Annotated in this window: 16 protein-coding genes; 13 read left to right on the top strand and 3 right to left on the bottom strand. The window is 61.3% G+C overall.

Annotation, left to right across the window (positions count from 1 at the left end):
• The coding region (locus tag ACK59L_RS17560) for a homocysteine S-methyltransferase family protein (RefSeq protein WP_409275032.1) at positions 1-850 on the top strand (850 nt) is incomplete at its 5' end.
• A 164-nt stretch (positions 851-1,014) separates the two neighbouring features.
• Positions 1,015-2,988 carry a BCCT family transporter gene (locus ACK59L_RS17555; protein WP_409275030.1) on the top strand — a complete coding sequence of 658 codons (1,974 nt, stop codon included), beginning with the start codon at positions 1,015-1,017 and terminating at the stop codon, positions 2,986-2,988.
• 6 nt (positions 2,989-2,994) lie between these two features.
• Here ACK59L_RS17555 and ACK59L_RS17550 read toward each other — a convergent pair whose 3' ends face one another.
• Positions 2,995-3,951, bottom strand: coding sequence for an arsenic resistance protein (locus ACK59L_RS17550; protein WP_409275028.1), 957 nt, complete (start codon positions 3,949-3,951; stop codon positions 2,995-2,997).
• Positions 3,952-4,097: 146 nt separating this feature from the next.
• Here ACK59L_RS17550 and ACK59L_RS17545 point away from each other — a divergent pair, with 146 nt between their 5' ends.
• The 9 genes from ACK59L_RS17545 (at position 4,098) to ACK59L_RS17505 (ending at position 17,896) form a co-directional block, all read left to right on the top strand.
• On the top strand, positions 4,098-4,643 hold the full coding sequence (locus ACK59L_RS17545; RefSeq protein ID WP_078479122.1) for a fimbrial protein: 546 nt from the start codon (positions 4,098-4,100) through the stop codon (positions 4,641-4,643).
• A 73-nt stretch (positions 4,644-4,716) separates the two neighbouring features.
• On the top strand, positions 4,717-5,472 hold the full coding sequence (locus ACK59L_RS17540; RefSeq protein WP_196135612.1) for a molecular chaperone: 756 nt from the start codon (positions 4,717-4,719) through the stop codon (positions 5,470-5,472).
• Positions 5,456-8,047: a fimbria/pilus outer membrane usher protein gene (locus tag ACK59L_RS17535; protein ID WP_409275026.1), complete on the top strand. Its 2,592-nt coding sequence runs from the start codon at positions 5,456-5,458 to the stop codon at positions 8,045-8,047. The genes ACK59L_RS17540 and ACK59L_RS17535 overlap by 17 nt, the downstream gene beginning before the upstream one ends.
• Positions 8,044-9,393, top strand: a complete 1,350-nt coding sequence (locus ACK59L_RS17530; protein ID WP_409275024.1) for a fimbrial protein — start codon at positions 8,044-8,046, stop codon at positions 9,391-9,393. The genes ACK59L_RS17535 and ACK59L_RS17530 overlap by 4 nt, the downstream gene beginning before the upstream one ends.
• Positions 9,383-10,150 carry a molecular chaperone gene (locus tag ACK59L_RS17525; protein ID WP_409275022.1) on the top strand — a complete coding sequence of 256 codons (768 nt, stop codon included), beginning with the start codon at positions 9,383-9,385 and terminating at the stop codon, positions 10,148-10,150. The genes ACK59L_RS17530 and ACK59L_RS17525 overlap by 11 nt, the downstream gene beginning before the upstream one ends.
• A 46-nt stretch (positions 10,151-10,196) precedes the next feature.
• On the top strand, positions 10,197-13,019 hold the full coding sequence (locus ACK59L_RS17520) for an ATP-binding protein (protein ID WP_409275020.1): 2,823 nt from the start codon (positions 10,197-10,199) through the stop codon (positions 13,017-13,019).
• Positions 13,016-14,203, top strand: coding sequence for an EAL domain-containing protein (locus ACK59L_RS17515; protein ID WP_409275034.1), 1,188 nt, complete (start codon positions 13,016-13,018; stop codon positions 14,201-14,203). The genes ACK59L_RS17520 and ACK59L_RS17515 overlap by 4 nt, the downstream gene beginning before the upstream one ends.
• 116 nt (positions 14,204-14,319) lie before the next feature.
• Positions 14,320-17,220, top strand: a complete 2,901-nt coding sequence (locus ACK59L_RS17510) for an ATP-binding protein (protein WP_409275018.1) — start codon at positions 14,320-14,322, stop codon at positions 17,218-17,220.
• Positions 17,221-17,248: 28 nt separating this feature from the next.
• A complete protein-coding gene (locus ACK59L_RS17505) occupies positions 17,249-17,896 on the top strand; it encodes a response regulator (RefSeq protein WP_058638618.1) in 648 nt (215 codons plus the stop codon).
• A 296-nt stretch (positions 17,897-18,192) separates the two neighbouring features.
• Here ACK59L_RS17505 and glyA read toward each other — a convergent pair whose 3' ends face one another.
• Positions 18,193-19,446 carry a serine hydroxymethyltransferase gene (gene glyA, locus ACK59L_RS17500; protein ID WP_023533265.1) on the bottom strand — a complete coding sequence of 418 codons (1,254 nt, stop codon included), beginning with the start codon at positions 19,444-19,446 and terminating at the stop codon, positions 18,193-18,195.
• A 251-nt stretch (positions 19,447-19,697) separates the two neighbouring features.
• Positions 19,698-23,567, bottom strand: coding sequence for an EAL domain-containing protein (locus ACK59L_RS17495; protein WP_409275015.1), 3,870 nt, complete (start codon positions 23,565-23,567; stop codon positions 19,698-19,700).
• Between the two features lie 198 nt (positions 23,568-23,765).
• Here ACK59L_RS17495 and ACK59L_RS17490 point away from each other — a divergent pair, with 198 nt between their 5' ends.
• Positions 23,766-24,164 carry a hypothetical protein gene (locus ACK59L_RS17490; protein WP_409275013.1) on the top strand — a complete coding sequence of 133 codons (399 nt, stop codon included), beginning with the start codon at positions 23,766-23,768 and terminating at the stop codon, positions 24,162-24,164.
• 252 nt (positions 24,165-24,416) lie between these two features.
• Positions 24,417-26,084: an energy-dependent translational throttle protein EttA gene (gene ettA / locus ACK59L_RS17485; RefSeq protein ID WP_023533201.1), complete on the top strand. Its 1,668-nt coding sequence runs from the start codon at positions 24,417-24,419 to the stop codon at positions 26,082-26,084.
• Positions 26,085-26,205: the final 121 nt, after the last annotated feature.

Raw genomic sequence — 26,205 nt, 5'->3', positions numbered from 1 at the left:
GCAGCGCAGCGGTGCGCCGTTCCGCCAGCCAGAGTGGTCTGCACTGGCGTTGACCGAGGCGCCGGAAGCGGTGGTGGGGGTGCATGCGGCGTTCATTGCCGCAGGTGCTCAGGTCATCACCAGCAACAGCTATGCGGTCGTCCCTTTCCACATTGGTGAAGCGCGCTTTGCCGAAGAAGGCCGGCAGTTGGCCAATGTTGCCGGTCAATTGGCCCGCCACGCAGCCGACACCGGCCCGCACCCGGTGAGGGTGGCCGGTTCGCTGCCGCCGTTGTTCGGGTCCTATCGTCCCGACCTGTTCCAGCCTGAGCGCGTCGAGGAAGTCCTGCGGCCGCTGCTTGAGGGCCTGGCACCACACGTTGACCTGTGGCTTGCCGAAACCCAGAGCGCGATCGCTGAAGTCCGCGCCATACGTGCCCACCTGCCCGAGGACGGTCGCCCGTTCTGGGTGTCCTTCACCTTGCAGGATGAAGACGTCGATACGGTGCCGCGCCTGCGCTCCGGTGAGCCGGTGGCCGATGCGGTGCAGGCGGTGATCGAACTGGGCGCAGCAGCGGTGCTGTTCAACTGCAGCCAGCCAGAAGTGATCGGCGCGGCCATCGATGTCGCCCGTTCGGTCATCGATCAGCAAGGTGGCGAAGTCGCCATCGGTGCCTATGCCAACGCCTTCCCACCTCAGCCCAAGGAAGCCACCGCCAACGACGGGCTGGATGAACTGCGCGAAGACCTGGACCCACCGGGCTACCTGGCCTGGGCCAAAGACTGGCGCGCACGCGGCGCCAGCATGGTAGGTGGCTGCTGCGGCATTGGCCCTGAGCACATTGCCGAGCTCAAACAGCGCCTCGGCTGACGGGTTCAAGGGCATCTGCAAAGCAAGCGAAGCGTTTAAGTTTGGGAAACGCCGGAACTGACGGTAAGGTTTCAGCATCTTCCATTCATCATGCGCCACGGGCAGTCGTGTTCTGACTGCCCAACCATGGAGCGCAGCGCTGAACGCCAGAAGGAGCAATGCCTATGCCTGAAGAACAACAACGCAGGAGCACCATCAACCCACCTGTCTTTTTCACCAGTGCGATACTGGTGCTGTTGCTGGTTTTATACGCCACCCTTTTCCAGGAGCATGCCCAAAGCGTCTTCGAGCATGTTCAGCAATGGATCGTCACCAATGCGGCCTGGTTCTACATTCTTACCGTCGCGCTGGTGCTGATCAGCGTCGTCTTCCTGGCCGTCAGCCGCTACGGCGATATCAAGCTGGGCCCGGACCACAGCGAGCCCGATTACCCCAACAAGAGCTGGTTCGCCATGCTGTTCTCGGCGGGCATGGGCATTGGCCTGATGTTCTTCGGCGTGGCCGAGCCTGTGATGCACTTCATCAACCCGCCTGTGGGTGACCCCAATACGGTGGCTGCGGCCCGCGAAGCGATGAACATCACGTTCTTCCACTGGGGCCTGCATGCCTGGGCGATCTACGCCATCGTGGCGCTGATCCTGGCCTACTTCAGTTTTCGCAACGGGCTGCCGCTTACCTTGCGTTCGGCGCTGTACCCGCTAATCGGGGAGCGTATCTACGGGCCCATTGGCCATGCGGTAGATATCTTCGCCATCCTGGGCACCGTGTTCGGCGTGGCGACCTCGCTTGGTTACGGTGTGCTGCAGATCAATAGCGGCCTGCATCAGCTGTTCGGCCTTCCGATCAGCACCACGATCCAGGTCATCCTGATCGCCGTCACCTGTGCGCTGGCCACGCTGTCGGTAGCCAGCGGCCTGGACAAGGGTATCCGGATTCTTTCGGAGCTCAACCTGGGCCTTGCCGTGGTACTGATGCTCTTCGTCCTGGCAGTCGGGCCTACGGTCTTCCTGCTCCAGGCCTATGTGCAGAACACCGGTGCGTACCTGTCCGATATCGTCAACAAGACGTTCAACCTGTTCGCCTATGAACCCACCGACTGGATTGGTGGCTGGACCTTGCTCTACTGGGGTTGGTGGTTGTCCTGGTCGCCCTTCGTCGGGCTGTTCATTGCACGGATTTCCCGTGGCCGCACGATTCGCGAGTTCGTCTGTGGCGTGCTGTTCGTACCGGCAGGTTTCACCTTGCTGTGGATGACCGTATTTGGCGATTCGGCCATTCACATGATCCTGCACGGCGGTATCAAGGACCTGGCCACGGTGGTCGACCAGGACAGTTCGTTGGCCTTGTTCGCGTTTCTCGAGCATTTCCCCTGGTCCACGGCCGTTTCGATGCTGGCGGTGCTGATGGTCGTCGTGTTCTTCGTCACCTCAGCCGACTCGGGCGCCTTGGTGGTGGACATGCTGGCTTCGTCTGGCAGGGGACATTCACCGCTCTGGCAACGTGTGTTCTGGTCGGTCAGCATGGGCGCAGTGGCCATTGCCCTGCTGTTGGCCAACGGTTTGAAGGCCTTACAGGCCGCCACCATCGCCAGTGCCCTGCCGTTCGCGATCATCCTGCTGTTTTCCATCTGGGGGTTGTTCAAAGCACTGGGGCTGGACGCCACACGGCGTGGTCTGCGAACCCAGGCGTTGCCGGGCCAGCGGCAGGGCCGTCAGAACCACGGCGGCTGGCAGCGTCGGTTGCGCAATATCGCGATGATGCCGCGCAGGGCCCATGTCACTCGCTTCATTGGAGAGGTGGTCAAGCCCGCGTGCGAGGAAGTGGCACAGGAGCTGCGCAAACAAGGCTACGAAGTGACGGTGGAGGAGCGCGAAGACGGCCGCATCACGCTGGAGCTTTCCCATGCCGGTGAGGGCCGCTTCAAATACGAGGTTCGCCCCCGCGCCTTCAATACGCCAAGCTTCGTCATGCGCGATGCCGATGACAACAGCGATGCACGCAAGTACTTCCGTGCCGAGGTGTACCTGCGCGAAGGCGGACAGGATTACGACGTCATGGGCTGGAGCCGTGAAGATGTGATCGGCGACATCCTCGACCAGTACGAGCGCCACCTGCACTACCTGCACGTGGTCAGCTGAACCCGCCTACGTGCGGGCGACCACTGGAAATGCCCGCACGTACACCAGCTCGCAGATCAGCTCGACCACTGTCTGCGTGATCACCGCCGCCGCTGCCAGCGTTCGTATCTGCTCTGGCAAGGCGAGCGCCAACGGCAACACCACCAACGAATTGCGCGTCGAGGCACTGAACATCACGGCGCGCGTTTGTTGTACAGGCAAGCCCATCAGCCGTGCCGTCGCCCAGCCAATCACCGGTGCCAAAAGCGCAAAGCCCAGGTAAACCGGCACCACGGGCAGCAGTTGATCCAGCGCCTGCAACACGATGCCGATCTGCGAAGCGATCACCACGAACAGCACGAGTGCCATCGCCGGCACCGGCATCCAGGCCCAGGCGTCGTTCCAGCGGCTGACCCGCTTTGATTTGGCCACGTGTGCACTGGTCAGCACCGCCAAGGCCAACGGCACGACGATCATCAGCACGAACGCCTGCACGAAAGGCCCGAGCGCCAGGCTTATGTGGTCGCCGTCTTCAAGCATGAGCGCCAGGTAAAGCGGCAGCAGCACCAGTTGCAGCAGTAACAGCACGGGTGTGGCGGCCAGCATGAGCCGTGCATCGCCTTTGCCCATGTGCGTGAACACCACAACGTAGTCGATACAGGGCGCCAGCAGGACCAGCAGGGCGCCGATCAGCAAGGCTGGGTGGCCTGTCAGCCCACGGGTCAACGCCCACGCCAGGACGGGCACCAGTACGAAGTTGGCCAGGAGCAAAGCAGTCATGAAGCGCCGATTGGCCAGGCTCGCGCGCAGGTGCAGAAAGGGTATCTGCAGGAACATGGCGTACATCAGCACGGCGATGGCTGGCGTGATCAGTGCTTCCAGGACAGAGGCACTGGCATCGGCTACAAGGCCGAAGGCGATGGCCACCAGCACGGTGGCGAAATAAAGGGGTGTCTGCCGGGTTTCGAGTTGGTCTCTGGTCAAGAACGTACCTGCTTGGAAAAAGTGCAGCGCTGTAGCGCGATGCGGCAATCGAGCGCGTGTGGCCGTTTTAAGACTCGTCTGAGTTATCCAACAGCGCCAGGGCTGCATTCTATGCGCAGCCCACATAACAACCACAGGACGCTGTAATGAATATTCGCGCTATCGCTTTCGCTGCAGCTGCAACCATGGCCGTCCCTGGCCTGGCGAACGCGGCCAACACCATCACCTTCAGCGGAGAAGTCACCGATCAGACCTGCTCTGCTGTCGTCGATGGCAACACCGAGCCAACCGTCGTCATGCAAAGCGTGCCAGCCAGTGCGCTGAGTGGCAGCACCGGCAAAAACACAGGGGAGACCAAATTCACCCTGCGCCTGACCGGCTGCGCCGCGCCGACCGACGCCAACGAGCAATTCACCACGCTGTTCCAGGCCACCAACCCGACATCGCTGGGCAACCTGACCAACACCGCCACCAATGGCGCGACTGGCGTTGCACTGCAGTTGCTCGACGCACCCGGCGGTAGCCCGGTGAACCTGGCAGGGGGTGCGGCCGTCAGCGCCGGACAAATCATCCTGAGTTCCGGCCAGACCTCTACAAGCCACGACTATGCCGTGCGTTACGTATCCGAGGCCGCCACCGTTACTGCGGGCCCTGTGCTTGGCGCGGTTACCTACACCCTGCGTTACGAGTAATTGGCGCACGCCACTTTTTCCGACTGCCGCCCTGGGGCTCGTATCCAGGGCGGCAGGCCTTCGAGGTATCTGCATGAGAACTTTGCCAGTGGGCCGGCTCAGGCTGGTCGCCATTGCGCTTGCCTTCGTGCTCGGCATGACGGGCGCGACCCTCGTCCAGGCCAGCGTGGTAGTGACGGGTACACGGGTCATTTACCCCGGTAATGCGAAGGAAAAAACCCTGCAGCTCACCAATCAGGACCCCTTCGCCAATGTCGTGCAAGCCTGGGTGGATATCGATGACCCTGCTTCCACGCCAGAAACTGCCAAGGCGCCGTTCATGGTCAATCCGGCCGTGTCACGCGTGGCTCCTGGCAGTGGACAATCCTTGAGGCTCATCTATACCGGCGCGACGCTCCCTCAGGACCGCGAGTCAGTGTTCTATCTGAACGTGCTCCAGATCCCCCCGCGCAACGCCGCACAGGCTGACAGAAGCCAGATGCTGCTGATCCTTCGCAATCGCCTGAAGCTGTTCTACCGCCCTGCTGGCATCGCCGGTACGGTCGAGCAGTTGCCTGAAAAACTACGTTTCAGCCTGGTCGAGAACGGCGGCAGCTGGCACGTGCTCGTCGACAATCCGACGGGCTTCCATGCCTCGTTCGGGGCCGCGACGATCACTGTCGGCAACAGACAGGTGAAACTGCATGCTGCCATGGTGCCGCCCTACGGCTCGGTGCAGTGGACGCCAGAGGCCAGCGGAGCGCTCACAGGTACAGCGGCGCAGCTCAACGCGCAGTTGATCAACGACTACGGTGCACGTGTGGGCATCACTCATGGCTTGCAGCGCTAATCTGCGGCGCACCTCGGTCCTGCTGGGCGGCCTCGCCTGGATGATGGCCCGGCTGGCCCATGGCGAAGGTGAGTACCGCTTCGACGACAGCCTGTTGCTTGGCTCGGGTCTGGCCGGTGGTAGCCTGGAGCGTTTCAATCGAGCGCAGCAGATCGACCCGGGTACTTACCTGGTCGATGTGTACGTGAACACGCTTTACGTCAACCGAAGCGAAGTGAGTTTCAGACTGCAAGACGATGTCGTCGAACCCTGTTTTTCCGAGCGGTACCTGCATCAACACATGAACGCCCGCACGCTTGAAACGCCTACCGCCGACGCAGCCCAGTGCCTGGCGCTGAGCACGCGGCTACCGGGGTCAACGTTTCAGTACGATTCAGCTCGCCTGCGCCTGGACCTTTCCGTGCCCCAGGCATTGCTCGACATCAAGCCGCGCGGCTACGTCGACCCGCAGGACTGGGACGCAGGCGGCACGATGGGCTTCGTCAACTACGATGCAAGCCTCTACAACTCTCGCTACGAAGCATCAGCAAGCCAGGCGGCCAACTATGGCTATCTGGGTCTGAACACGGGCGTGAACGTCGGGCTGTGGCGTTTGCGGCACCAGTCCAACTACAGCTACTCAAGCTTTGGGGGCACTGCGGTCAGCCGCTGGAACAGCATTCGCACGTATGCACAGCGTGCCATTGCCCCTTGGCAGAGCGAACTGACGGTCGGCGACAGCTTCACCGAAGGCAACCTGTTCGGCAGCATCGGCTTTCGGGGCGTGCGCCTGGCCAGCGACGATCGCATGCTGCCTGACTCACAGCGTCAATATGCCCCGCAGGTGCGCGGCACGGCGGTGAGCAACGCTCGCGTGGTGATCAGCCAGAATGGCCGCAAGGTGCATGAAACCACGGTGGCGGCAGGCCCCTTTGTTATCGATGACCTGTACGGTACGGCCTACAACGGTGACCTGGATGTGCAGGTCATCGAGGCCGACGGCAGCATCACGCGTTTCACTGTCCCCTATGCGGCGGTGCCCGACTCCATCCGCCCGGGCATCTCTCGCTACAGCGCCACGCTGGGTGAGGTACGCCAGACCGGTGCGAACCAGGGGGCTTTTGCCGAGGCCACTTACCAACGGGGCCTTAACAATGCTATTTCGGCCAACCTGGGCGCTCGGGTAGCGCAGGACTACCTGGCCGTGCTGGGCGGTGGCGTACTGGCAACGCCCTATGGCGCCTTCGGCGTCAACAGCACGTTTTCCAGTGCCACCGTTGAAAACCAACAGCGCAAGCAAGGCTGGCGCATGGGGCTTAGCTACAGCCGTACCTTCCAGCCCACCAACACCACCCTCAACCTTGCCGGATATCGATACTCAACCCAAGGGTACCGGGATCTGGCCGATGCGCTGGGTGCACGGCAGGCCTCCGAGCGGGGTGACAGTTGGGACTCGACCAGTTTCAAGCAACGCAATCAACTGACCTTGCTGGTCAACCAAGGGCTGGGGGGATACGGAAACCTGTATCTGTCTGGCTCGAGCAGCGACTACTACGACGGCAAAAGCCGTGATACGCAGGTGCAGTTCGGTTATTCCAACACCTGGCGGCAGCTCAATTACAGCCTGGCCTATTCACGCCAGCGCACGACCTGGTACCGGGACACGGTGACCAGTGCTGGCGTGCCCGATTTCGCCAACCAGGCAGACCAGCACGACACCAGCAATCGCACCAATACCCTGACGCTGACGCTCTCCATGCCCCTGGGCAGCTCGACCCGGGCACCGAGTATCAGCTCGATGCTGACGCAGCGCTCAGGTGATACCAAGGGCAGCAGTTTCCAGACGGGCATCAACGGCACCCTGGGAGCCCAGCGCGACATGAGCTACGCGATCGCGGCCAGTCGTGACAGCGCCGGACTCGGGACGAACTGGACGGGCAATCTCCAAGCACAAAGCGCCGTTGCCACATTCAACGGCGGTTACTCGCAAAGCGCCGATTACCGGCAGGTCAACGGTGGCATTCGCGGGGCAGCCGTCCTGCATGAAGGCGGCCTGACCTTGGGGCCCTATGTGGGGGACACCTTCGCGCTGGTGCGGGCCAAGGGCGCAGGTGGCGCGATCATCCGGGGCGGGCAGGGGGCTCGTGTGAACGCGGATGGCTACGCGGTGGTGCCTTCGTTGTCACCCTACCGGTACAACCCGGTAGGGCTCGACCCCAGCGGCATGGGTGACCAGGCCGAGTTGATCGAAACGGAACGAAAGGTCGCGCCCTACGCCGGTGCTGCGGTGCTGGTCGATTTCAAGACCTTGATCGGCCATGCCCTGTTGATCCAGGCCAGCTTGCCAGGCGGCGGTGCCATTGCGCTGGGCGCCGATGTGCTGGACGAGCAGGGCACCGTCATTGGCATGGTGGGACAGGGCGGGCAGGTGTATGCACGCGCCCAGGCCGACAGCGGGCGCCTGCAGGTCCGCTGGGGCTCAGGCCCCGACCAGGCATGCCTGTTGCCCTTCGACGTCAACAGCAGCAACGCTCATGACAGCCAGGGCTTCATTCATCTGAAAAGTACATGCACGCCTAACGAGGAACCCTCATGACGCTCAGGGCCTGGCTGTTGGCAGCCTTTGTGTTCGCAACCGTTCAGAACGCCTGGGCGACCTGTTACAAGGTCACCTACGTGGGCGCCGCCACTACCACGGCCAATGATGCCATCCGGCCCGGCGAGGGCACTGCCGGTGCGTGGGCCGGTGGCTGTGATACCTGCAATGGCTCCTTGGGCTTACCTAGCGTGATCAACGTCAGCGACCCCAGCTTTCAGCCCTACGGTTCGTTGATTGCCAGTTCGGTGGCGCCTTTCACCCAGTATGGTGCTACGGCCGGATTCAACCCGGAATACGTGTTTTTTCGCTGCGAGGCCCAGGATGCGGTTTACGAGATGTTTTCCACCAACGGTGACGACGTCTACAGCGGCTGGTTCCAGGGGGGCGACAGCGTCGGCAACACCCTGGGCTTGCGCAGCGCCTACCGGACAGCCTGGACGAATGTGCTGTTGCGCCTGACTCACCTGGAAACCGGCCAACTGTTCACCGACGTCTGGCAAGAGCGGCGGCTCACGGGGCTGGACACCGACTCGCGAGGGTATCAGCTGGTCAAGGCCAAGAACCTCAGTGCCGTTCGCGCGGAGCTGTTCAGTGCCCCCAAAGACCCCAGCTACAACTACTACAGCGAAACGGTTTCATCGCAGCTTTACGGCTACGCACAGCCGGCGGCCTATATCGCCATCAAGGGGCCTGGGCTGGCCTATCCGACAGTGGGTCAAACGCATTATGGAAACTGGAGTGGCTGGTACGGGAATTGGCCTGGTGCGTTGGGCTTGTACAACAAGGTCACGCTCAAGCGTTATCCCACCTGCAGCGTCACCAGTGTCACCCCCTATGTAGTGTTTCCCTCGATCAGCGTGAGCGAAATCAACGCGGGCGGCCGCCGCGAAATGCCTTTTCAGATCAACTTTCGCTGCCAGAGCAACATCGTGAACAGCACCAGCGCCAACGGTACGGCCATTGGCATCAAGGTTTCCTCCGGTGCCCTGGCTGCGTCTTCTTCCTTGGGCCTGGTCAATGCCCAGGGCGGCCTGACCTACCTGCTGGCGGACCGTTATGGCCAGGCAGGTGTGGCGCAGGGAGTAGGCATACGGCTACTGCGCGGCGGTGCGCCCATCAATTTGCTGGCCAATGAGGATTCTGCCAATGGCAGTGGTGCGGCTGGCCGGGGTTGGTACCCGGTGATCAGTAGCGCTGCCAACCTGACCGGTACCGTCAATGGCATCGGCCAGTACACCGAGACATTCCGAGCGCGTCTGGAAAAACTCTCCACCGGCACCCAGCCTACCGTAAGGCCTGGCCGGGTCGAGGCCACAGCGCAGGTGGTGATACGTGTTCAGTAGCTGTGGGCAACGTCTGCTGCTACTGGTCGCTATGCTGATCAGCACGCTCGCCAACGCTGGGGTCACTGCCGAGCGGACGAGGGTCATCGTGCATGAAGGCCAGCGCGAAACCTCACTGGCACTGGTCAATCAAAACGCCTATCCGGTCGTGGTCCAGACTTGGGTCGACAATGGGGATCTGGCTGTCACGCCGGACACCGCGAGCGCACCGATCATGCCGCTTCCCCCAATGTTCAGGCTTGAACCCCAACAGCAGCGAAGCGTGCGCCTCGTCACGACCGGGCAGGTGCTTGCCCAGGATCGAGAATCGTTGTACTGGCTTAATGTGTACGAGATTCCACCTCGGCCAACCGAGGTGCTGGACGAGGGTGCGACGCGCCTGACGATCACGCTCCGCACTCAGTTGAAAGTCATCTACCGGCCCCAGCGTTTGTCGAGCAAGGCTGAGCTGGCACCTTCGCACCTAGTGGTCACGGCCCAAGGTCGCAGTGTCCAGTTGCGCAATCCAACGCCGTTCTATATCTCCCTCTCCCACGCGCAGATCGGCGAAGGCAAGGGCTCGATCGTTCTGGATGCGCCTTTGCTGGCACCGTTCAGTACGCAACGGCAGACGACACCGGCCACCGTGCCTGGCGACGCGACGTTTCGCTTTTCATGGCTCGATGACGAGGGTAACGCGCAACGCGGTGAGCGGCCCATCACGCACCCGGTGTCCATCAGCCCTGGAGCAAGGCCACGTGGCGTATCGCCAGATTGAGATTCGTCCTATTCAGGTCTGTCGGTGCCGCCCCTAGGCTGGCTGCATGAAGCTAGCCAACCTGTTACCTGCCGCCCAGTGGAACCTGTCAACGCCTATTGCAGCGCGTAATCTTCTACGCCTGTTTGCGATCACCCTCGTAGCGGGTGTCTATGTCGGCGCCTACGGTTACATGCGCATGACCCTGAACGAGGAGATTTCGTCCCGGCGCAGATACATGAACGAGGCCATCTTCAACGCCCAGGATTTCTTTGTCAGCCGTCAGACCTTGCTCAAGTCGCTGGGGCTCTCGACGGTCAAGCACGCTGCCACTGCCAGCGATAGCGATACTTACATTCCGGGCGAGGAAGTCCATATTGTTCTCCGTCAGCCCAGCGGTACCTGGAGCTTGTGGCTGACGCCGCGCATGCTGGATTTTTTGCGCACCAAGCAGACCAACCTGGTATACGTGCCGCACGCTTTGGATGCGTCGGTGCAGTGGCTCTATAGCCGGCCCGAGGTCCCACCCCTGGTTCCCAACGCCGTGCTGCAACGCCTGCGCGGATCGCCCGGCGAACCTGAGAATGAGCAAATCTGGCTGGCGGACCCTGGAGACGATAAACCGCCCTCGCTCTACATTTTCATTGCCATGGATGAGCGCGACCGCGCTTCAGGTTGGCTGGGGCTGGAAGTAGAGGGCCCGCAGCTGGTCGCAGCGTTGCGCCATGAGCAGGCGGGTGAATTCCAGCTGGTCGACAGTGCAAGCCAGATCATCGCCAGCAAGGACCGCGAGCAGCAATTGACTTCCCAGCGCCATACGGCAACGCACGTGGATGATGGTTTCGGTTGGGAAGGCGGCTATTGGCTCCCAGACCGCCTGAGCATTCGCAAACAGCTCGACCATTCGGATTGGCAGATCATCTACAGCACACCCCTGGCCTCTATCGTCCCAGTGCTGATTCTGCCGTTCGGGCTGGCAGTATTGATCAGTGTCGCCGTCACACTGCTGATGCTGTGGCTGGTCCGCCGGGTCGACTTGCGACTCATCCGCCCGGCAGCTGCTCGAATCGAGGCATTGGTCGAAAGCGAAGCGTTTAGCAGTGCCGTCATCCGCACCGCCCCGGTTGCGCTGTGTGTATTGCGTCGTCGTGACGGTGCGGTGGTGCTGGCCAATCGGCTGAGCGAGCAGTGGCTTGTAATGGGCGATGAGCGAACCCGAGCCTGTCAGGACTGGATTACCCGTGCGTTTGGCAAGCCTGCGCAGACCAGTTGCACAGAAGAGCTGCAAATGGCCGATGGTCGTCACCTGTGTCTGAGTTATGCACCTACCCGCTATCGACGGGAAGATGTTCTGATCTGCGCCTTCAGCGACATCACCGAACGAAAAACCGCCGAGCTTTCGCTGCAACAGGCCAGGGCGCTGGCCGATGCTGCCAATGAAGCGAAAACACTGTTTCTGGCCACCATGAGCCATGAAATCCGCACCCCGCTCTACGGTATGCTGGCAACGCTCGAACTGCTTTCACGCACCCACCTCGATAGCCAGCAAAGGGGCTACCTCAATGCCATCGAAGGCTCATCGGCCACCTTGCTGCAGCTGATCTGCGATGTGCTGGATGTGTCCAAGATCGAGGCCGGGCAACTGGCGCTGGAAGTCAGTGCGTTCTCACCCGTCGAGCTGACCCAGGACGTCATGCAGGGCTATATGGGTGCTGCACAGACCAAAGGTTTGCAGTTGCTCAGCTGCATGGACCCGCAACTTCCTGAACAGGTGGTAGGCGACACGACGCGTACCCGCCAGATCCTTGGCAATCTGCTCAGTAATGCGGTCAAGTTCACCCGCAGTGGCCGGATCATGGTCAGGCTTCATCTGGTTGGGGTCGAAGGAGAGCGCATGATGCTGCGCTGGCAGGTAGTGGACACGGGGCAGGGCATCCCCGAACAGGACCAGCAACACCTGTTCGAGCCGTTCTTCCAAAGTGGTCCCAGCACCAACACGGTGGCAGGGACCGGCCTGGGCCTGTCCATCTGCAAGCGGCTGGTCGAGTTGATGAACGGGTCGATTCGTGTGTTCAGCGAGCCGGGCCTGGGCAGCAGCTTTTCATTCACGCTGCCGCTCGGGCAGTTGGCGCTCGATGAAGATCAGAGCTGGGCCCAGCCATTGCTCAACCAAGGCGTGATGGTTTATTCACCTGTTCCCGAACTGGCCGATCATGCCGCTGGCTGGCTACGTCGCTGGGGCGCCCGGGCTCAAGCGATTGGCGTGCCGGACGTCCGTCATGAGCCGGGCATCGTTCTGGTCGAGTTATGTCCAGGCCCTGCTAGCTCGGCCGTCATCGGGCAATGGCCAGGCCCTTTGGTACTTGCCTGCGCCGACGAGCACGCACTGTCGCGCCCCTCGGCTCAATGCTGGCGAGTGGGCCTGAACAATCTGCAGTCGCTCAACCAGGCGGTGAGCCAAGCCCAGGGCATCGAAGCACGACACAGCGCGACAGCCCGTCAGGCAATGATCGAAACCAAACTGTGCATTCATGTGCTGGTGGCTGAGGACAATGTCATCAACCAGCTGATCCTGCGGGATCAACTGGAGAAGCTCGGCTGCACGGTCACCCTTGCCAATGATGGCGAGCAAGCGTTGGACCTGTGTCAGCGTGAGGTCTTCGACTTGGTGCTCACCGATGTGAACATGCCTAGAATCAATGGCTACCAGTTGGCGCAGAACCTGCGCCAACAGGGCCATGCCATACCCATCGTGGGCGCAACCGCCAACGCCATGCTCGATGAGGCGGAGCGTTGCCTGGGCGCCGGAATGGATCAGTTTCTGGTCAAACCCTTCACGTTGCACGCGCTCTACCAGTGCCTGCTGCCGTACCGTAAGGGCGCGGCCTGATGATCTATCGCGTCTTGATCGTCGAGGATCACCCCTTTCAACACCAGCACCTGGCACAGCTGTTCCGGTCCGTCGGTGGGTTCGACGTCGCGCTGCAAGCCGATGCCACCCTGGCGATCGAGCAGTTGCGCAACCAGGCCTACCACCTTGTCGTCACTGACCTGATGATGCCGCAATTGGACGGCGTACAGTTCATCCAGAAGATGAGCCTGCTACCGACGCCTCCGGCGCTGGGGCTGATGACCGCGGCTTCTGCGCGCGTGCTCGCAGGTGTTGGCAAGGTCGCCGAAAACCTCGGTATCCGCCTGGCCGGCATGATCAGCAAGCCCGTGCAGGCGCATCATGTCGCTGCACTGCGTCGCTACATGGATAGCGCCTGCGCTCAAGGCCACTTGCAACCTCGATCCTGTTCCGGTGGCCATTCGGCCAGCGCGCTTACCCGTGCACTGCAGGCGGGCGAGATACAGGCGTGGTTTCAGCCCAAGAAATCCCTGCTCGACGGCAGGATCGTCGGTGCCGAGGCCCTGGCCAGATGGCTGCATCCAGCCGAAGGTCTCTTGCTGCCGCGGGCATTTCTGCCCGACCTGGAGGCTGCAAGGCTCGATTTGCCGCTGCTGTACAACATGCTTGAGCAAACGCTTACCGCTCAATCGCTTTGGGCCGCAGAAGGATACAGGCTACCGGTCTCGATCAATCTGCCTACGCACCTGCTGGACCGTCCCGATCTGGTCGACACGCTGCACCGAAAGGTTCGAGGACGAGGCGCCGACCCCAGGACCATCACCTTCGAGTTGACAGAAACGTCGACCACCCGGCGCTCCAGCGATTACTTTGCAGGGACGTGCCGGCTGCGCATGATGGGCTTCGGCCTGGCACAGGATGATTTCGGCAAAGGGTACAGTTCCTATTCCAACCTGATCTCCACGCCTTTCACCGAAATGAAGATTGATCGCTCCCTGGTCAATGGTTGTGCATGCAACCCCGACATGGCCATCGCCCTGGCCAGTGCCGTCCACCTTGGGCGTGCGCTGGGGCTGGTGACAGTAGCAGAAGGTGTTGAAACGCGAGATGAGTTGGAGGTTGTCCGCAAGGCCCAGTGTCACCAGGTGCAGGGGTTCATCATCTCCCCAGCCGTGGCTCGAGACAACATGCTCTCCTTGCTCAACGGGCAGAGCGTCGAATGAAGAGGATGGATGCTCGAAGAAACGTTTCAGCTATCTAAATATGTCGCTATATGGCATGAATTTTGTGTCTGTTAGAGCACTCTCACCTTCATAGAGTGATGCCGACGATCAACACCATGAAAAATGCCAGCTTGCGCATGGATAAACTTGCGCGCAGCTCTCAGCGCCTGAACAAGGCAATCCTGCTACTCAGTGGGCTTATGCTGCTGTTATCCAGTACCTGTTATTGGGCAGTATCGCGCCTTCTGGAATCGGAGCAGCAGCGGCTGGAGCTGCATTTTGCCCGGGTGATCGAAATCATCCATGAGCATGAGATCTTCCTGCAGAATCTGGCCAACAGCATGCCAGCCGGTGGCGAGCTTCCTCCTCCTGTAAAACAGGGCGTCACGGTGCTCGATTCAACGAGCATTGACGGCAAGACGCTGGTCAAGGCCAAAGGATTCGAACTCTCCTTACCCTTCACTTTGGCCTACACCGGCGATTTCGGGGCCCAGGAAGTACGCGGCGGCTTGGGGTTGGGGTTGCGTCTGACCGACTACTACGGGGGGTTCTGGGCCCGCTCGTTCTACGCATCGCCGCAACTGTTCGTGCTCGAACGGGGAACGGGTGCAAGCATTGCCGTGCCCGCTGCTGGCGACCAGCGTCAGCATCAGCCACTGCTGCCTCGCCATTATGTAACCGTGGTCGATCGCTTGGTGCACTTGTTGGCTCAGCCCGACATGCTGCCCGACCAGCGTGTCCATTGGGTGCGAGCGCCAGCACGCCTTTACAACGACAACCTGCGCATGGTCGCGCTTTTGAAGTTGGCGCCTGAGCACACCCTCAAGCCGAGTGCGACGGGCGATCGGGAAATGGTTTTGGCTGCGGTAATGGATACGGAGCAGGTCGATGAATTCGAGCGTGTGCTCAGGTTATCGGTCTACAACCAGTTCACCCTGATTTCCCCTGATGGCAAGGTCTTGATGGGGGCGCGCAGCAAGGGCGATCTGGCCCCGCTTGGCTTGAGCTTCAACCGGAGCGGCTTGCGTTTCAAGATGATGTCATCGTCGGGAGACGCGTGGACTGGGCTGTATGCCATCAGCTACGGGGATTTTCTGCGCTACGCCAAATGGCCACTGCTTGGCCTGGCGCTGACAATCATCGCTGCGATCCTGCTGGGGCTTTGGGTCAATCACTGGTACAAGTCGCGCATCGTTCGGCCCGCCCAGCGAGCACAAGTCCGGCTGGCGGAAAGCGAGGCTTTCAGCCGCATCATCCTTCACAACGTGCCGGTCGGGCTGTGCGTTGTGAGGCGCCACGATCACAGGGTATTGTTGGAAAACGAATGCGCGGTACAGCTGGGCGTTACCGCAGCGGTGCTGCAACTGCTGCGGGATAACCACGGTGACCAGGCGCCGGGCGAACTGTGCCTGCTGGTGGACGGGCGTTACGTCCAGGTGGTGGCGGTCGCTACCCGTTATGACGGAGAAGACGTGTTCCTCTGCGGCTGCAATGACATCACCCGCCACGTCGACGAGCAATTGCAGCTCAACCAGGCCCACCAGCGTGCGACGGCTGCCAATGAGGCCAAGACCGTTTTCCTGGCTACCATGAGCCATGAAATAAGAACCCCGCTCTACGGTGTGCTGGGCAATCTTGAACTGCTGTCGCTGACCGAGCTCAGCGAACGCCAGAGGCATTACCTGCAGATCATCGAAACCTCGTCGACAGTGCTGTTCCAGCTGATCAGTAATGTTCTGGATGTGACGAAGATCGAATCTGGGCAGATGGCCTTCGAGCATGCCGCTTTCGATCCGCGTCAGCTGGTCGACGACGCACAGGCCAGTTTCGAAGCCACAGCGCAAGGTAAAGGGCTGCAGCTTGAAGCTGAAATAGACGCCCAGGTGCCTGCACAGGTAGAAGGGGATGCCGGGCGGATCAGGCAGATCCTGCACAACTTGCTAGGCAACGCGATCAAGTTCACCCCCTCTGGACGCGTACGCCTGCGCTTGATCGTTCAAGAGCGCAGCGATCAGGATGTGTTATTGCAATGGCAAGTGACGGACACCGGAAAAGGGATTCCCGAAAAGGCCCTGGAGCATCTGTTCAAACCGTTCTACCAGGTATCGGCAGGCCAGGAAGGGGGAGGTGCCGGGCTCGGGCTTTCCATTTGTTCACGTTTGAGTGAGTCGATGGGCGGCACCATGCGTGTGGTCAGTGAGCCTGGCCTTGGGAGCAGCTTCTCACTGTTCATACGCTTGCCCGTTGTGGCCTCCTCGCCGACCGTGGTGCCTGTGCAAAAAGAGGGGTCGCAGGCGCCGTCTGCACCATTGAAATTGAGCGTTTTGGTGGCTGAGGATAACCCAGTCAGCCAGGCGGTCATGCGTGAGCAGCTCGAAGCCATTGGGGCTTATCCAACCGTCGCGGCTGACGGCCACCAGGCACTTCAACTCTGGCATGCCAAGCGTTTCGATATGGTCATCACCGACATCAACATGCCCAGAATGAACGGCTACGCGCTGACCCGCACGCTGCGAGAGGCAGGTGTCGACGTACCCATCATCGGAATCACCGCCAATGCGCTGCGCGAAGAAGGTGAGCGTTGCCTGCAAGCGGGTATGACCGCGTGGATCGTCAAGCCTCTGAGCCTTGGTGCACTGCGGCAGGTACTGATGAACCACTGCCCTGGATCGACTGATACTCAGGCTGCAACCGACCCGGGCAGTGAGGATTTTTCAGGCTGGATTCAATTGTCCCAGCCCATGCGCCAATTGCTTGCCCAGACGTTGGCAAGCGACATCGAACAGCTGGAAAAAGGGGTGATCGAGCGTGATGCAGTTCTGGTCGAACAACGGTTGCATAGTTTGAGCGGTGCATTGGCCAGCATCAACGCAACCGCGTTGTACAGCGCATGCCAACGACTGGAAAACATGTTGCAGGAGCTGCCGCTGGACGCACGCCTGGGCGGGCAAGTCCGTACGCTGTGCGGGCGGCTTGCCCAGGTCGCGCAACGCTTGTCAGACGAGATTCCCGGATGAGCCTTGTCCCCTATTGGAGTATTTCTGCATGCCTCATCACAAGGTTGTCATCGCTGACGATCATCCCATCGTCCTGCTGGGGGTGCGTGAAGTCATTCAACGCATCGGGCGCTATAAAGTCGTCGGTCAAGCCACCAACTCATCTGAATTGATCGATCAACTGCGCCTGCACAACCCTCGCACCTTGATCACGGACTTCAATATGCCGGGGGATTGCACCTACGGGGATGGTTTCAAACTCATCGAGTACATTTTGCGTCACTTCCCGGACACCCAGGTCATCATTCTGACCATGATTTCCAACGGGTTGATTCTGTCCCGGCTTCAGGAACTGGGTGTGGCAGGGGTCATTCAGAAAAATCACCTGCATGATGAAATCGAAAAAGCGCTGAGTGCCATCCGCAAGCGGCGTCGGTACCGAAGCCCATTGCCGGCACCCACATCCGTGGTGCGCGAAGCCGTGAAGGTCGAGGCACGCTTCAATCAGCTGTCCCCCAGAGAACTCGAGGTCATCCGGCTCTTTGTCACTGGGATGACCGTAGGTGATATCGCCCGGCAACTGTCGCGCAGCAACAAGACAGTCAGCGCGCAGAAGGTGTCGGCGATGCGCAAACTCAATGTCGACAGTGACCAGGACTTGCTGACTTACTGTATCGAATCCAGGCAATTCCAATAGCCAGGTCTGTGCCTGGCTAGCGGAGTTGGAAAGCGGTTGCGTGGCCGTCAGCACAGGCATGCAGACGATTGGACACGCATCGCAAAAAGCCCAGCCTCCTGCTGGACCAGATTAAACGTGTTACCGCTAGACGCGTGTGTAATTCTCCAAGCTGTGGGTCATCTCATGCCTCCAATGTTCAGGGACGAACTCAGAAATCTATGCCGATGCGCACAGGGGATAACCGGAACGGGTTCCAAACGCAGGATGCAAAAAAGCCCGGCACCAGGCCGGGCTTTCCAGTTAGCGATCAGCGATCAGTTGCCGTACACCGGCAGCTTTTTGCAGATGGCTTTGACCTTCTCGCGCACGGCGTCGATCACCGCTTCGTTGTTCAGGTCGGCGAGGATGTCGCAGATCCAGCCAGCCAGCTCACGGCACTCGGCTTCCTTGAAACCGCGAGTGGTCACGGCCGGGGTGCCGAAACGCAGGCCCGAGGTGACGAACGGGGAGCGTGGGTCGTTCGGGACCGAGTTCTTGTTGACGGTGATGAACGCCTTGCCCAAGGCCGCGTCAGCGTCCTTGCCCGAGATGTCCTGCTTGATCAGCGACAGCAGGAACAGGTGGTTTTCGGTACCACCGGATACCACGTCGAAGCCACGCTCGATAAAGACGCTGGCCATGGCCTGGGCGTTTTTCACCACTTGCTGCTGATAGGCCTTGAACTCTGGCTGCAAAGCCTCCTTGAAGCAAATGGCCTTGGCTGCAATCACGTGCTCCAGCGGGCCACCCTGGGCGCCTGGGAAGACCGCGGAATTGAGCTTCTTCTCGATCTCTTCGTTCTTGCGAGCCAGGATCAGGCCGCCGCGCGGGCCGCGCAGGGTCTTGTGCGTTGTGGTGGTGACGACGTCGGCGAAGGGAACCGGGTTAGGGTAGACGCCGGCGGCGACCAGGCCCGCCACGTGCGCCATGTCCACGAACAGGTAGGCACCGACCTTGTCGGCGATAGCGCGGAAACGGGCGAAGTCCAGTACCTGGGAGTACGCCGAGAAACCGGCAACGATCATCTTAGGCTTGTGCTCGACTGCCAGGCGCTCGACTTCGTCGTAGTCGATCAGGCCATTGCCATCGATGCCGTACTGTACGGCGTTGTACAGCTTGCCCGACGAGCTGACCGAAGCACCGTGGGTCAGGTGACCACCATGGGCCAGGCTCATGCCCAGGATGGTGTCACCGGCCGACAGCAGGGCCAGGTAGACAGCGGCGTTGGCCTGGGAGCCTGCGTGCGGCTGGACGTTGGCGTAGTCGGCACCGAACAGTTGCTTGGCGCGGTCGATGGCCAGTTGCTCGACCACGTCGACGTATTCGCAGCCACCATAGTAGCGCTTGCCTGGATAGCCTTCGGCGTACTTGTTGGTCAGTACCGAACCCTGGGCTTCCATGACGGCCGGGCTGGTGTAGTTTTCCGAGGCGATCAGCTCGATATGCTCTTCCTGGCGCAGGGCTTCTTGCTGCATGGCTTCGAAGAGCTCGGCGTCGTACTTGGCAATGGTCAAATCACGGCTGAACATGGCGGTCCTCAAGGATCGGGGGTGAAGTGGGTGGGCATTCTACCCCATTGATCCGCCGCTGGCATATGAAGTGGCATCAAGTCGCGGACCAGTGGGGCTCATGTTGCATCCCGCGCCGTTGCTGGGCTCGGCGGGCATTCGAGTTGACTTTCAGGTCCGGTTTTTGACGTTGCCTGCGTGCGGTGCCTGACCATACGTGAGGCGCCTCGCTGCCGTTTCAACCGCAGCGCGAAGGCAGAGTCAAGGGCGGCTCAATTGAACATGAACAACGTCTCATTGGCGAACTGTGCCTCGAACTGATGCGCCGGCATCGGTCGTCCGAACAGATAGCCCTGTACTTCGTCGCAGCCGTGCTCACGCAGGAACTCAAGTTGCTCATGAGTCTCGACGCCTTCGGCGATGACCGCCAGGTTCAGGCTGTGGGCCATGGCGATGATCGCCCTGGCGATCTGCGCATCCTGCTCACCTTCGGGCAAGCCGTCGACGAAGGTACGGTCGATCTTCAACACATCGATCGGGAACTGCTTGAGGTAGTTGAGCGAAGAATAGCCGGTCCCGAAATCGTCCACTGCAATGCTCAGGCCCAGGTTCTTGAGGCTGGCCAGAATCTGCAGCGCTTCGTTCACTTCGCGCATCAGGATGCTTTCGGTCAGCTCAAGCTCAAGACACGCCGGTGGCAGGCCGCTTTCTTCCAGGATGTTGGCAATCCGCGTGCCCAGCTGACCATCGGAGAACTGGCGTGCTGAGATGTTGACCGACACTTTCGGCACACGCACCTTGGCTTTGTGCCAGGCCTTCAGCTGACGGCTGGCTTCGCGCAGCACCCAGTCACCGACGTCCACCACCAGGCCCAGTTCTTCGATGACGGGAATAAAGTCGCCCGGTGGCACCAGGCCGCGGGTGGGGTGCCGCCAGCGCAGCAGTGCCTCGGCACCGGTCAGGCGCTTGCCGTCGCCGCTAAATTGCGGTTGGTAATACAAAATGAATTCGTTCTGCTCCATGGCATGGCGCAGGTCACTTTCCAGTTCCAGACGCTCCAGGGCGCTGGCGTTCATCTCGGCCTGGTAGAACTGGAAGTTGTTTTTGCCGCGCTCTTTGGCGTGATACATGGCGGTGTCGGCGTTCTTCATCAATTGGCTCAACTCGCCGCCATCCTGCGGGCTGAGTGCGATGCCGATGCTGGCCGTGACGAAGAACTCGCGGTTCTCCAGCACGAACGGCTTGACCAGGCTGCCGAGGATGTTTTCGGCCACGTGAATGGCGCGGTTCAACGCCATCTCGCGGGTAGGCCGAGGCTGTAGCAGCAGCGTGAATTCATCGCCGCCCATGCGCGCGACCGTATCGTCCTCGTCTACGCAGGCCAGCAAGCGCAGCGCCATGTCCTTGAGCATGCGATCGCCCGCGGCATGGCCAAGGGAGTCGTTGATAGGCTTGAAACGGTCCAGGTCCAGGAACATCAACACCACCCAGGCCTTCTGCCGCTCGGCCTGCTGCAGGGCGTTGTACAGCCGGTCCTGGAACAACGTACGGTTGGGCAGGTGCGTGAGGGCGTCGTAATAGGCCAGGCGGTGAATGCGCTGTTCGCTGGCCTTGCGCTCGCTGATGTCGGTAAAGAAGCACACGTAGCTGGCCAGGTCGCCTTCATCGTCCAGCACGGCAGTGATGCCTACCCAGGCCGGATAGTGATCGCCATCGCGGCGCTTGAGCCACACCTCGCCCTCCCAGCTGCCACGCTGGTTGAGCTGCTTGAGGATGTAGCGCAGGTGCGCCTGCTGCTGGTCGTTCATGACCAGCATGCTCGGCAATTGGTCCAGCACCTCGCTGACCGCGTAGCCGCTGACCCGGCTGAATGCCTCGTTGGCCTGCACGATGTAGCCGGCAGGGTCGGTGATCAGAATGGCCGAGGTCGAGTGCTCGAAAACCGTCGCGGCCATGCGCAAGTCTTTCTCTGCACGGCGCTGCTGGCTGATATCGCGACCTACTCCCAGTACACCCTCGAAACGCTGGTCGTCATCCCAGACCAGTACCAGGCGCAACTCGATGGGGATCTTGCGGCCGTCGGCGCGCAGGCAGTCGAACAGGAACAGCTGGGTCGGCAGCTGGCCACGCAGTTCGGCCAGTTGAGCCGGATCGTCCATCGCCTTGCTTACCCGCTCCATCAAACCGTAGATGCCCGTGAGCTGGGCGGGGTTGGCGATGATCGAATGCCAACCGTTGGCGAAGATCCAGTCGGCGTGATAGCCCAGCACGCTTTGCACCGAGGGGCTTACGTAGTCGAGCTTGAGCTGGCTGTCGGTGGAGAAGATCACGTCACTGATGCTTTCGGCCAGCATCCGATAGCGCTGTTCGCTGTCGCGCAGCGACTGGCTCGCCTCGATCTGCACGGTCACGTCCTTGCCTACACCGATGATGCGCGTCACCCGGCCGTCGGCGTCACGCGCCAGCACTTGCTCACGTATGTCGTAGCAGCGCCAGTTGCCATCATGGTGCCGGAAACGCAGCTGGCAGTGCAGCGGCAGGTCATGGCCGTTGTCGAGCTGCTGTTGGCGCAGGTCCTGGTAATGCGCGGCGTCTTCGGGGTGCAGCAGCAGCTCCCAGAAGCGGTCGCCCATGCGGGCCAGTTCCGCGCGGTCATACCCCAGCGTCTGGCCCAGGTGGCGGTTGCTGAAGATCATCCGCTGGCTGTGGATATCCTGGACGTAGAGCTGATCCGGTACGGTACGCACCACGTCCGACCAGAACCGCTCGCGCTCGAGCAACGACAGCTCCACCTTCTTGCGGCTGGTGATGTCGCTGATGCTGAGGATCACGGCCTGGTAGTTGCGGCGCAATTGCGGCAGGCGCGCTGTGAGCCACAAGTGCAGTGCGTCGCCATGCGGAGCAGGCAGGCGCACCTCGAGCTCCAGGGACGGGCGTTGGTCGATCAAGGCCTCGAGCAGTTGCATGCCAACGCTGTCCTGGCCGTCACCGCTGTCGTCGATCAGGCGCTGCCAGGCTTGCTGGTGGTCTTCGATTTGGAGCAGCTGGCGCGCTACCTGGTTGATTTCGGTGATCTTCAGTTGCGCCAGGAGCGAGCGGCGCAGGTGAGGGTCCAGCATCAGGCTGTGCTTGAGCGCGGCGCGGTTGCGCACGTGATAGCGATCCAGTTGGCCGGGCAAACTGGACAGGTCCAGCACGCACAGGGCCACACCTGTGCCTTCGAAGATCTCCTGATAACGCCTGCGGTCTTCCTGCAAGGCCCGCTGCCGGCGGCGCATGTTGACCAGCGCCAGCACTGGGAGCAGGGCGCAGAACAGCACCAGCAGGCATTTGCCTATCAAGGCAGGCAGCAGGTCATCGCGCGCCCCGTCAGCGTCGAACAGGCCGCGCAGTTGCCAGGCACTGTTGTCGATGAACGCCAGCATGACGCTTTGCAAGGGCGCGTCGGGGCGCTCGGAGGCCAGGTCGCGTTGCAGCACCTCGCCTGTACGGCTGTTTTCCAGCAGCCATAGCAGATGGTCAGCTTCGTGCAGATGGCCGGTAAGGGCGCGGTAATAATCAGGCGACAAGCGCAGTAGCCAATGGCCTTGGCCTGGTGATTGGCTCAGCAACAGGTACACATTGGCGTTGCTGGGCGCATTGGTAAAGAAATAGGGGCGCTCCTGGTTGAGCCTCAGCACCTCACCGATGACTGCGTGGTCGTCGCTGGCAGGTGCACTGTCGGCTACGATCTGCCCGGCCTCGTCTATCCAGACCACGCTGCGCAGCGCAGGCACCCGCTCGCGCAGCGTGACCACCAGGGGCCCAGCTGCCGATGCCGCCACGGTTGGGTAGGGCTGGAGCAGGTTGATGGCCTGCTGCGCCTTGAGTGCCATGTTCAGGCCCAGGTGGTCCGCCAGCTCGGTCGTGTCTTCCAGGCGCTTGTTGCGCAGTTCGGCCTGGGTCAGGCTGAACTGCGCGAACAGCTGCCAAAGCAGCAGCCCGAGCAGAATCAGGGCGAGCAATGCCAGCGCACCCTTGATCGACCCGCGCAGGCTGGCAACGGGCGCCTTGGACACGCTACGCGATGACGGCGGTGGAGTGAGTGTGATCAAGCGTCGATCCTGCGATGGGCCTGGCGATGGCAGGGAGGGGTCGGGCATGGCGTATGCTTTTTTTATGAGGTAACCGATGCGCGGTGGCGCACTATAAGCCGACCCCTCGAAACCGGCTAGCATGCCTCGCATTATGGCAAAGTGCCAGTGCCATTCATGCTTCGGACCGCCCTATTCGGCAAGCGCATGCCTGCTGTGCGAGAATACCGCCCGCTTTATATGACAATGCCTGGGAGATGTTCGGTTTTGGTTACTCATTTTTCCATCAATGGCCTCGATTCCGCCTGTGGGCGCAGCAGTCAGACCCTTGTCAGCTCTGCCGTGACCGAGGACGTGTCCTGCAAATCGTGCCAGCGCTCACTGGCCAAGCCCGAGGCGGCCACTTCTACCAAGAGCAAGGCGCCGTCGCTGGCCGAGCTGCGCAAGTCTGCCAAGGCACCCGTCCCAGCTGCAGTCGTTTGCGCCGCCCCACGTGCGTCGACGGCGGCATCGGTCACGCCCGGCACCTCTGATAACCGTGTCGCCGCTGCGCAGCCTGCGCGCTCGGGCGGGTTCTGCGTCAAGTCCGCCTGGGCGGCGCGCCTGGCCGAGCAAGGCGACCGTTGCCGACTGCCACGGGGCAAGGCGCGCCAGCGTCACGTCTGAGCAAGGGCTGCTCGCCAGGCGCGGCCACAGGGCATGATCGCTGCTGCTCGACGACCGTTCCAGGCCTGCACCGCCGGCAGATCCAGGCGTGTACAGCGCCGTGATGCCGGCGCGTTGTTGCGCTCGGCGCCTCCTATCAAATACTGCGCGTTGGCGTAGAATGGTCCACTTTGTTCAACGACACCCGACCCCTGGCCGACCCGCTGGGGCGATCGTCGATGTCTTTACCTATCTGAATTAGAGGGCTTGGTTTTGGCTCAATACGTCTACACCATGCATCGGCTGAGCAAGGTCGTGCCGCCGAAGCGGGAAATCCTGAAGAACATTTCCCTGTCGTTCTTCCCTGGCGCCAAGATCGGCGTGCTGGGCCTCAACGGCGCGGGTAAATCGACGCTGCTGCGGATCATGGCGGGCGTCGACAAGGAATTCGACGGCGAAGCCCGTCCGATGCCTGACATCAACGTGGGCTACCTGCCCCAGGAGCCTCAGCTGGACCCGAGCAAATCGGTCCGTGAGGTGGTCGAGGAAGCCGTCAGCGTCATCAAGGACGCCCAGGCGCGCCTTGACGAGGTCTACGCGGCCTACGCCGAGCCGGACGCTGACTTCGACAAGCTGGCCGCCGAGCAGGCCAAGCTCGAATCCATCCTGCAGGCCGCCGACGGGCACAACCTGGAACGCCAGCTGGACGTGGCCGCCGACGCGCTGCGCCTGCCGGCTTGGGATGCACGCATCGAGCACCTCTCCGGTGGCGAAAAGCGCCGTGTCGCCCTGTGCCGTCTGCTGCTGTCGGCCCCCGACATGCTGCTGCTCGACGAACCGACCAACCACCTGGACGCTGACTCGGTCGCCTGGCTCGAGCGCTTCCTGCACGACTTCCCCGGTACTGTGGTGGCCATCACCCACGACCGTTACTTCCTCGACAACGTCGCAGGCTGGATCCTGGAACTCGACCGCGGCGCTGGTATTCCTTATGAAGGTAACTATTCGGGCTGGCTGGAAGCCAAGTCCGACCGTCTGGCCCAGGAATCCAAGCAGCAAAGCGCCCATGAAAAGGCCATGAAGGAAGAACTGGAGTGGGTGCGCAAAGGCGCCAAGGCTCGCCAGTCCAAATCCAAGGCACGTCTGCAGCGTTTCGAAGAACTGCAGTCGCAGGAATTCCAGAAGCGCAGCGAAACCAACGAGATCTACATCCCGGCCGGTCCGCGCCTGGGCGACAAGGTCATCGAATTCAAGAACGTGACCAAGGGTTATGGCGACCGCGTCCTGATCGACAACTTGTCCTTCGCCATGCCCAAGGGTGCAATCGTGGGCGTGATAGGGGGTAACGGTGCCGGTAAATCCACCCTGTTCCGCATGCTCATGGGCAAGGAACAGCCGGATTCGGGCAGCATCGAGATCGGTGAAACCGTGCAACTAGCCTGTGTCGACCAGAGTCGCGAGGACCTGGACGGTGCCAAGACCGTGTTCCAGCAGATTTCCGACGGCTCGGACATGATCCGTATCGGCAACTACGAAATCCCGTCGCGTACTTACGTGGGCCGCTTCAACTTCAAAGGTGGCGACCAGCAGAAGTTCGTCAAGGACCTCTCGGGCGGTGAACGTGGCCGTCTGCACCTGGCGCTGACCTTGAAAGAGGGCGGCAACGTCCTGCTGCTCGACGAACCGTCCAACGACCTGGACGTCGAAACCTTGCGTTCCCTGGAAGAGGCACTGTTGGACTTCCCCGGCGCCGCTATCGTGATTTCCCACGACCGTTGGTTCCTGGACCGCGTCGCGACTCACATCCTGGCGTACGAGGACGACTCGAACGTGGTGTTCTTCGAAGGCAACTACACCGAGTACGAAGCCGATCGCAAGAAGCGCCTGGGCGACGCCGCTGCACAGCCGCACCGTGTGCGGCACAAGAAGCTGGCGCAATAAGCCAGATTTTGCTGCACAGAAATGGGGCCCTCAGGGGCCCCATTTTCGTGCGTGTAGCACAACTTGGCGCGATTCTTTCGGTAGGTCGTGAGAGCCTACGGCAGACCCTCAGGCGCCTGGG

Source organism: Pseudomonas sp. KCJK9111 (assembly GCF_046231935.1).
Taxonomy (GTDB): domain Bacteria; phylum Pseudomonadota; class Gammaproteobacteria; order Pseudomonadales; family Pseudomonadaceae; genus Aquipseudomonas; species Aquipseudomonas parafulva_B.
The sequence above is the reverse complement of the archived record's forward strand: the minus strand, read 5'-3'. Positions and strand labels throughout refer to the sequence as shown.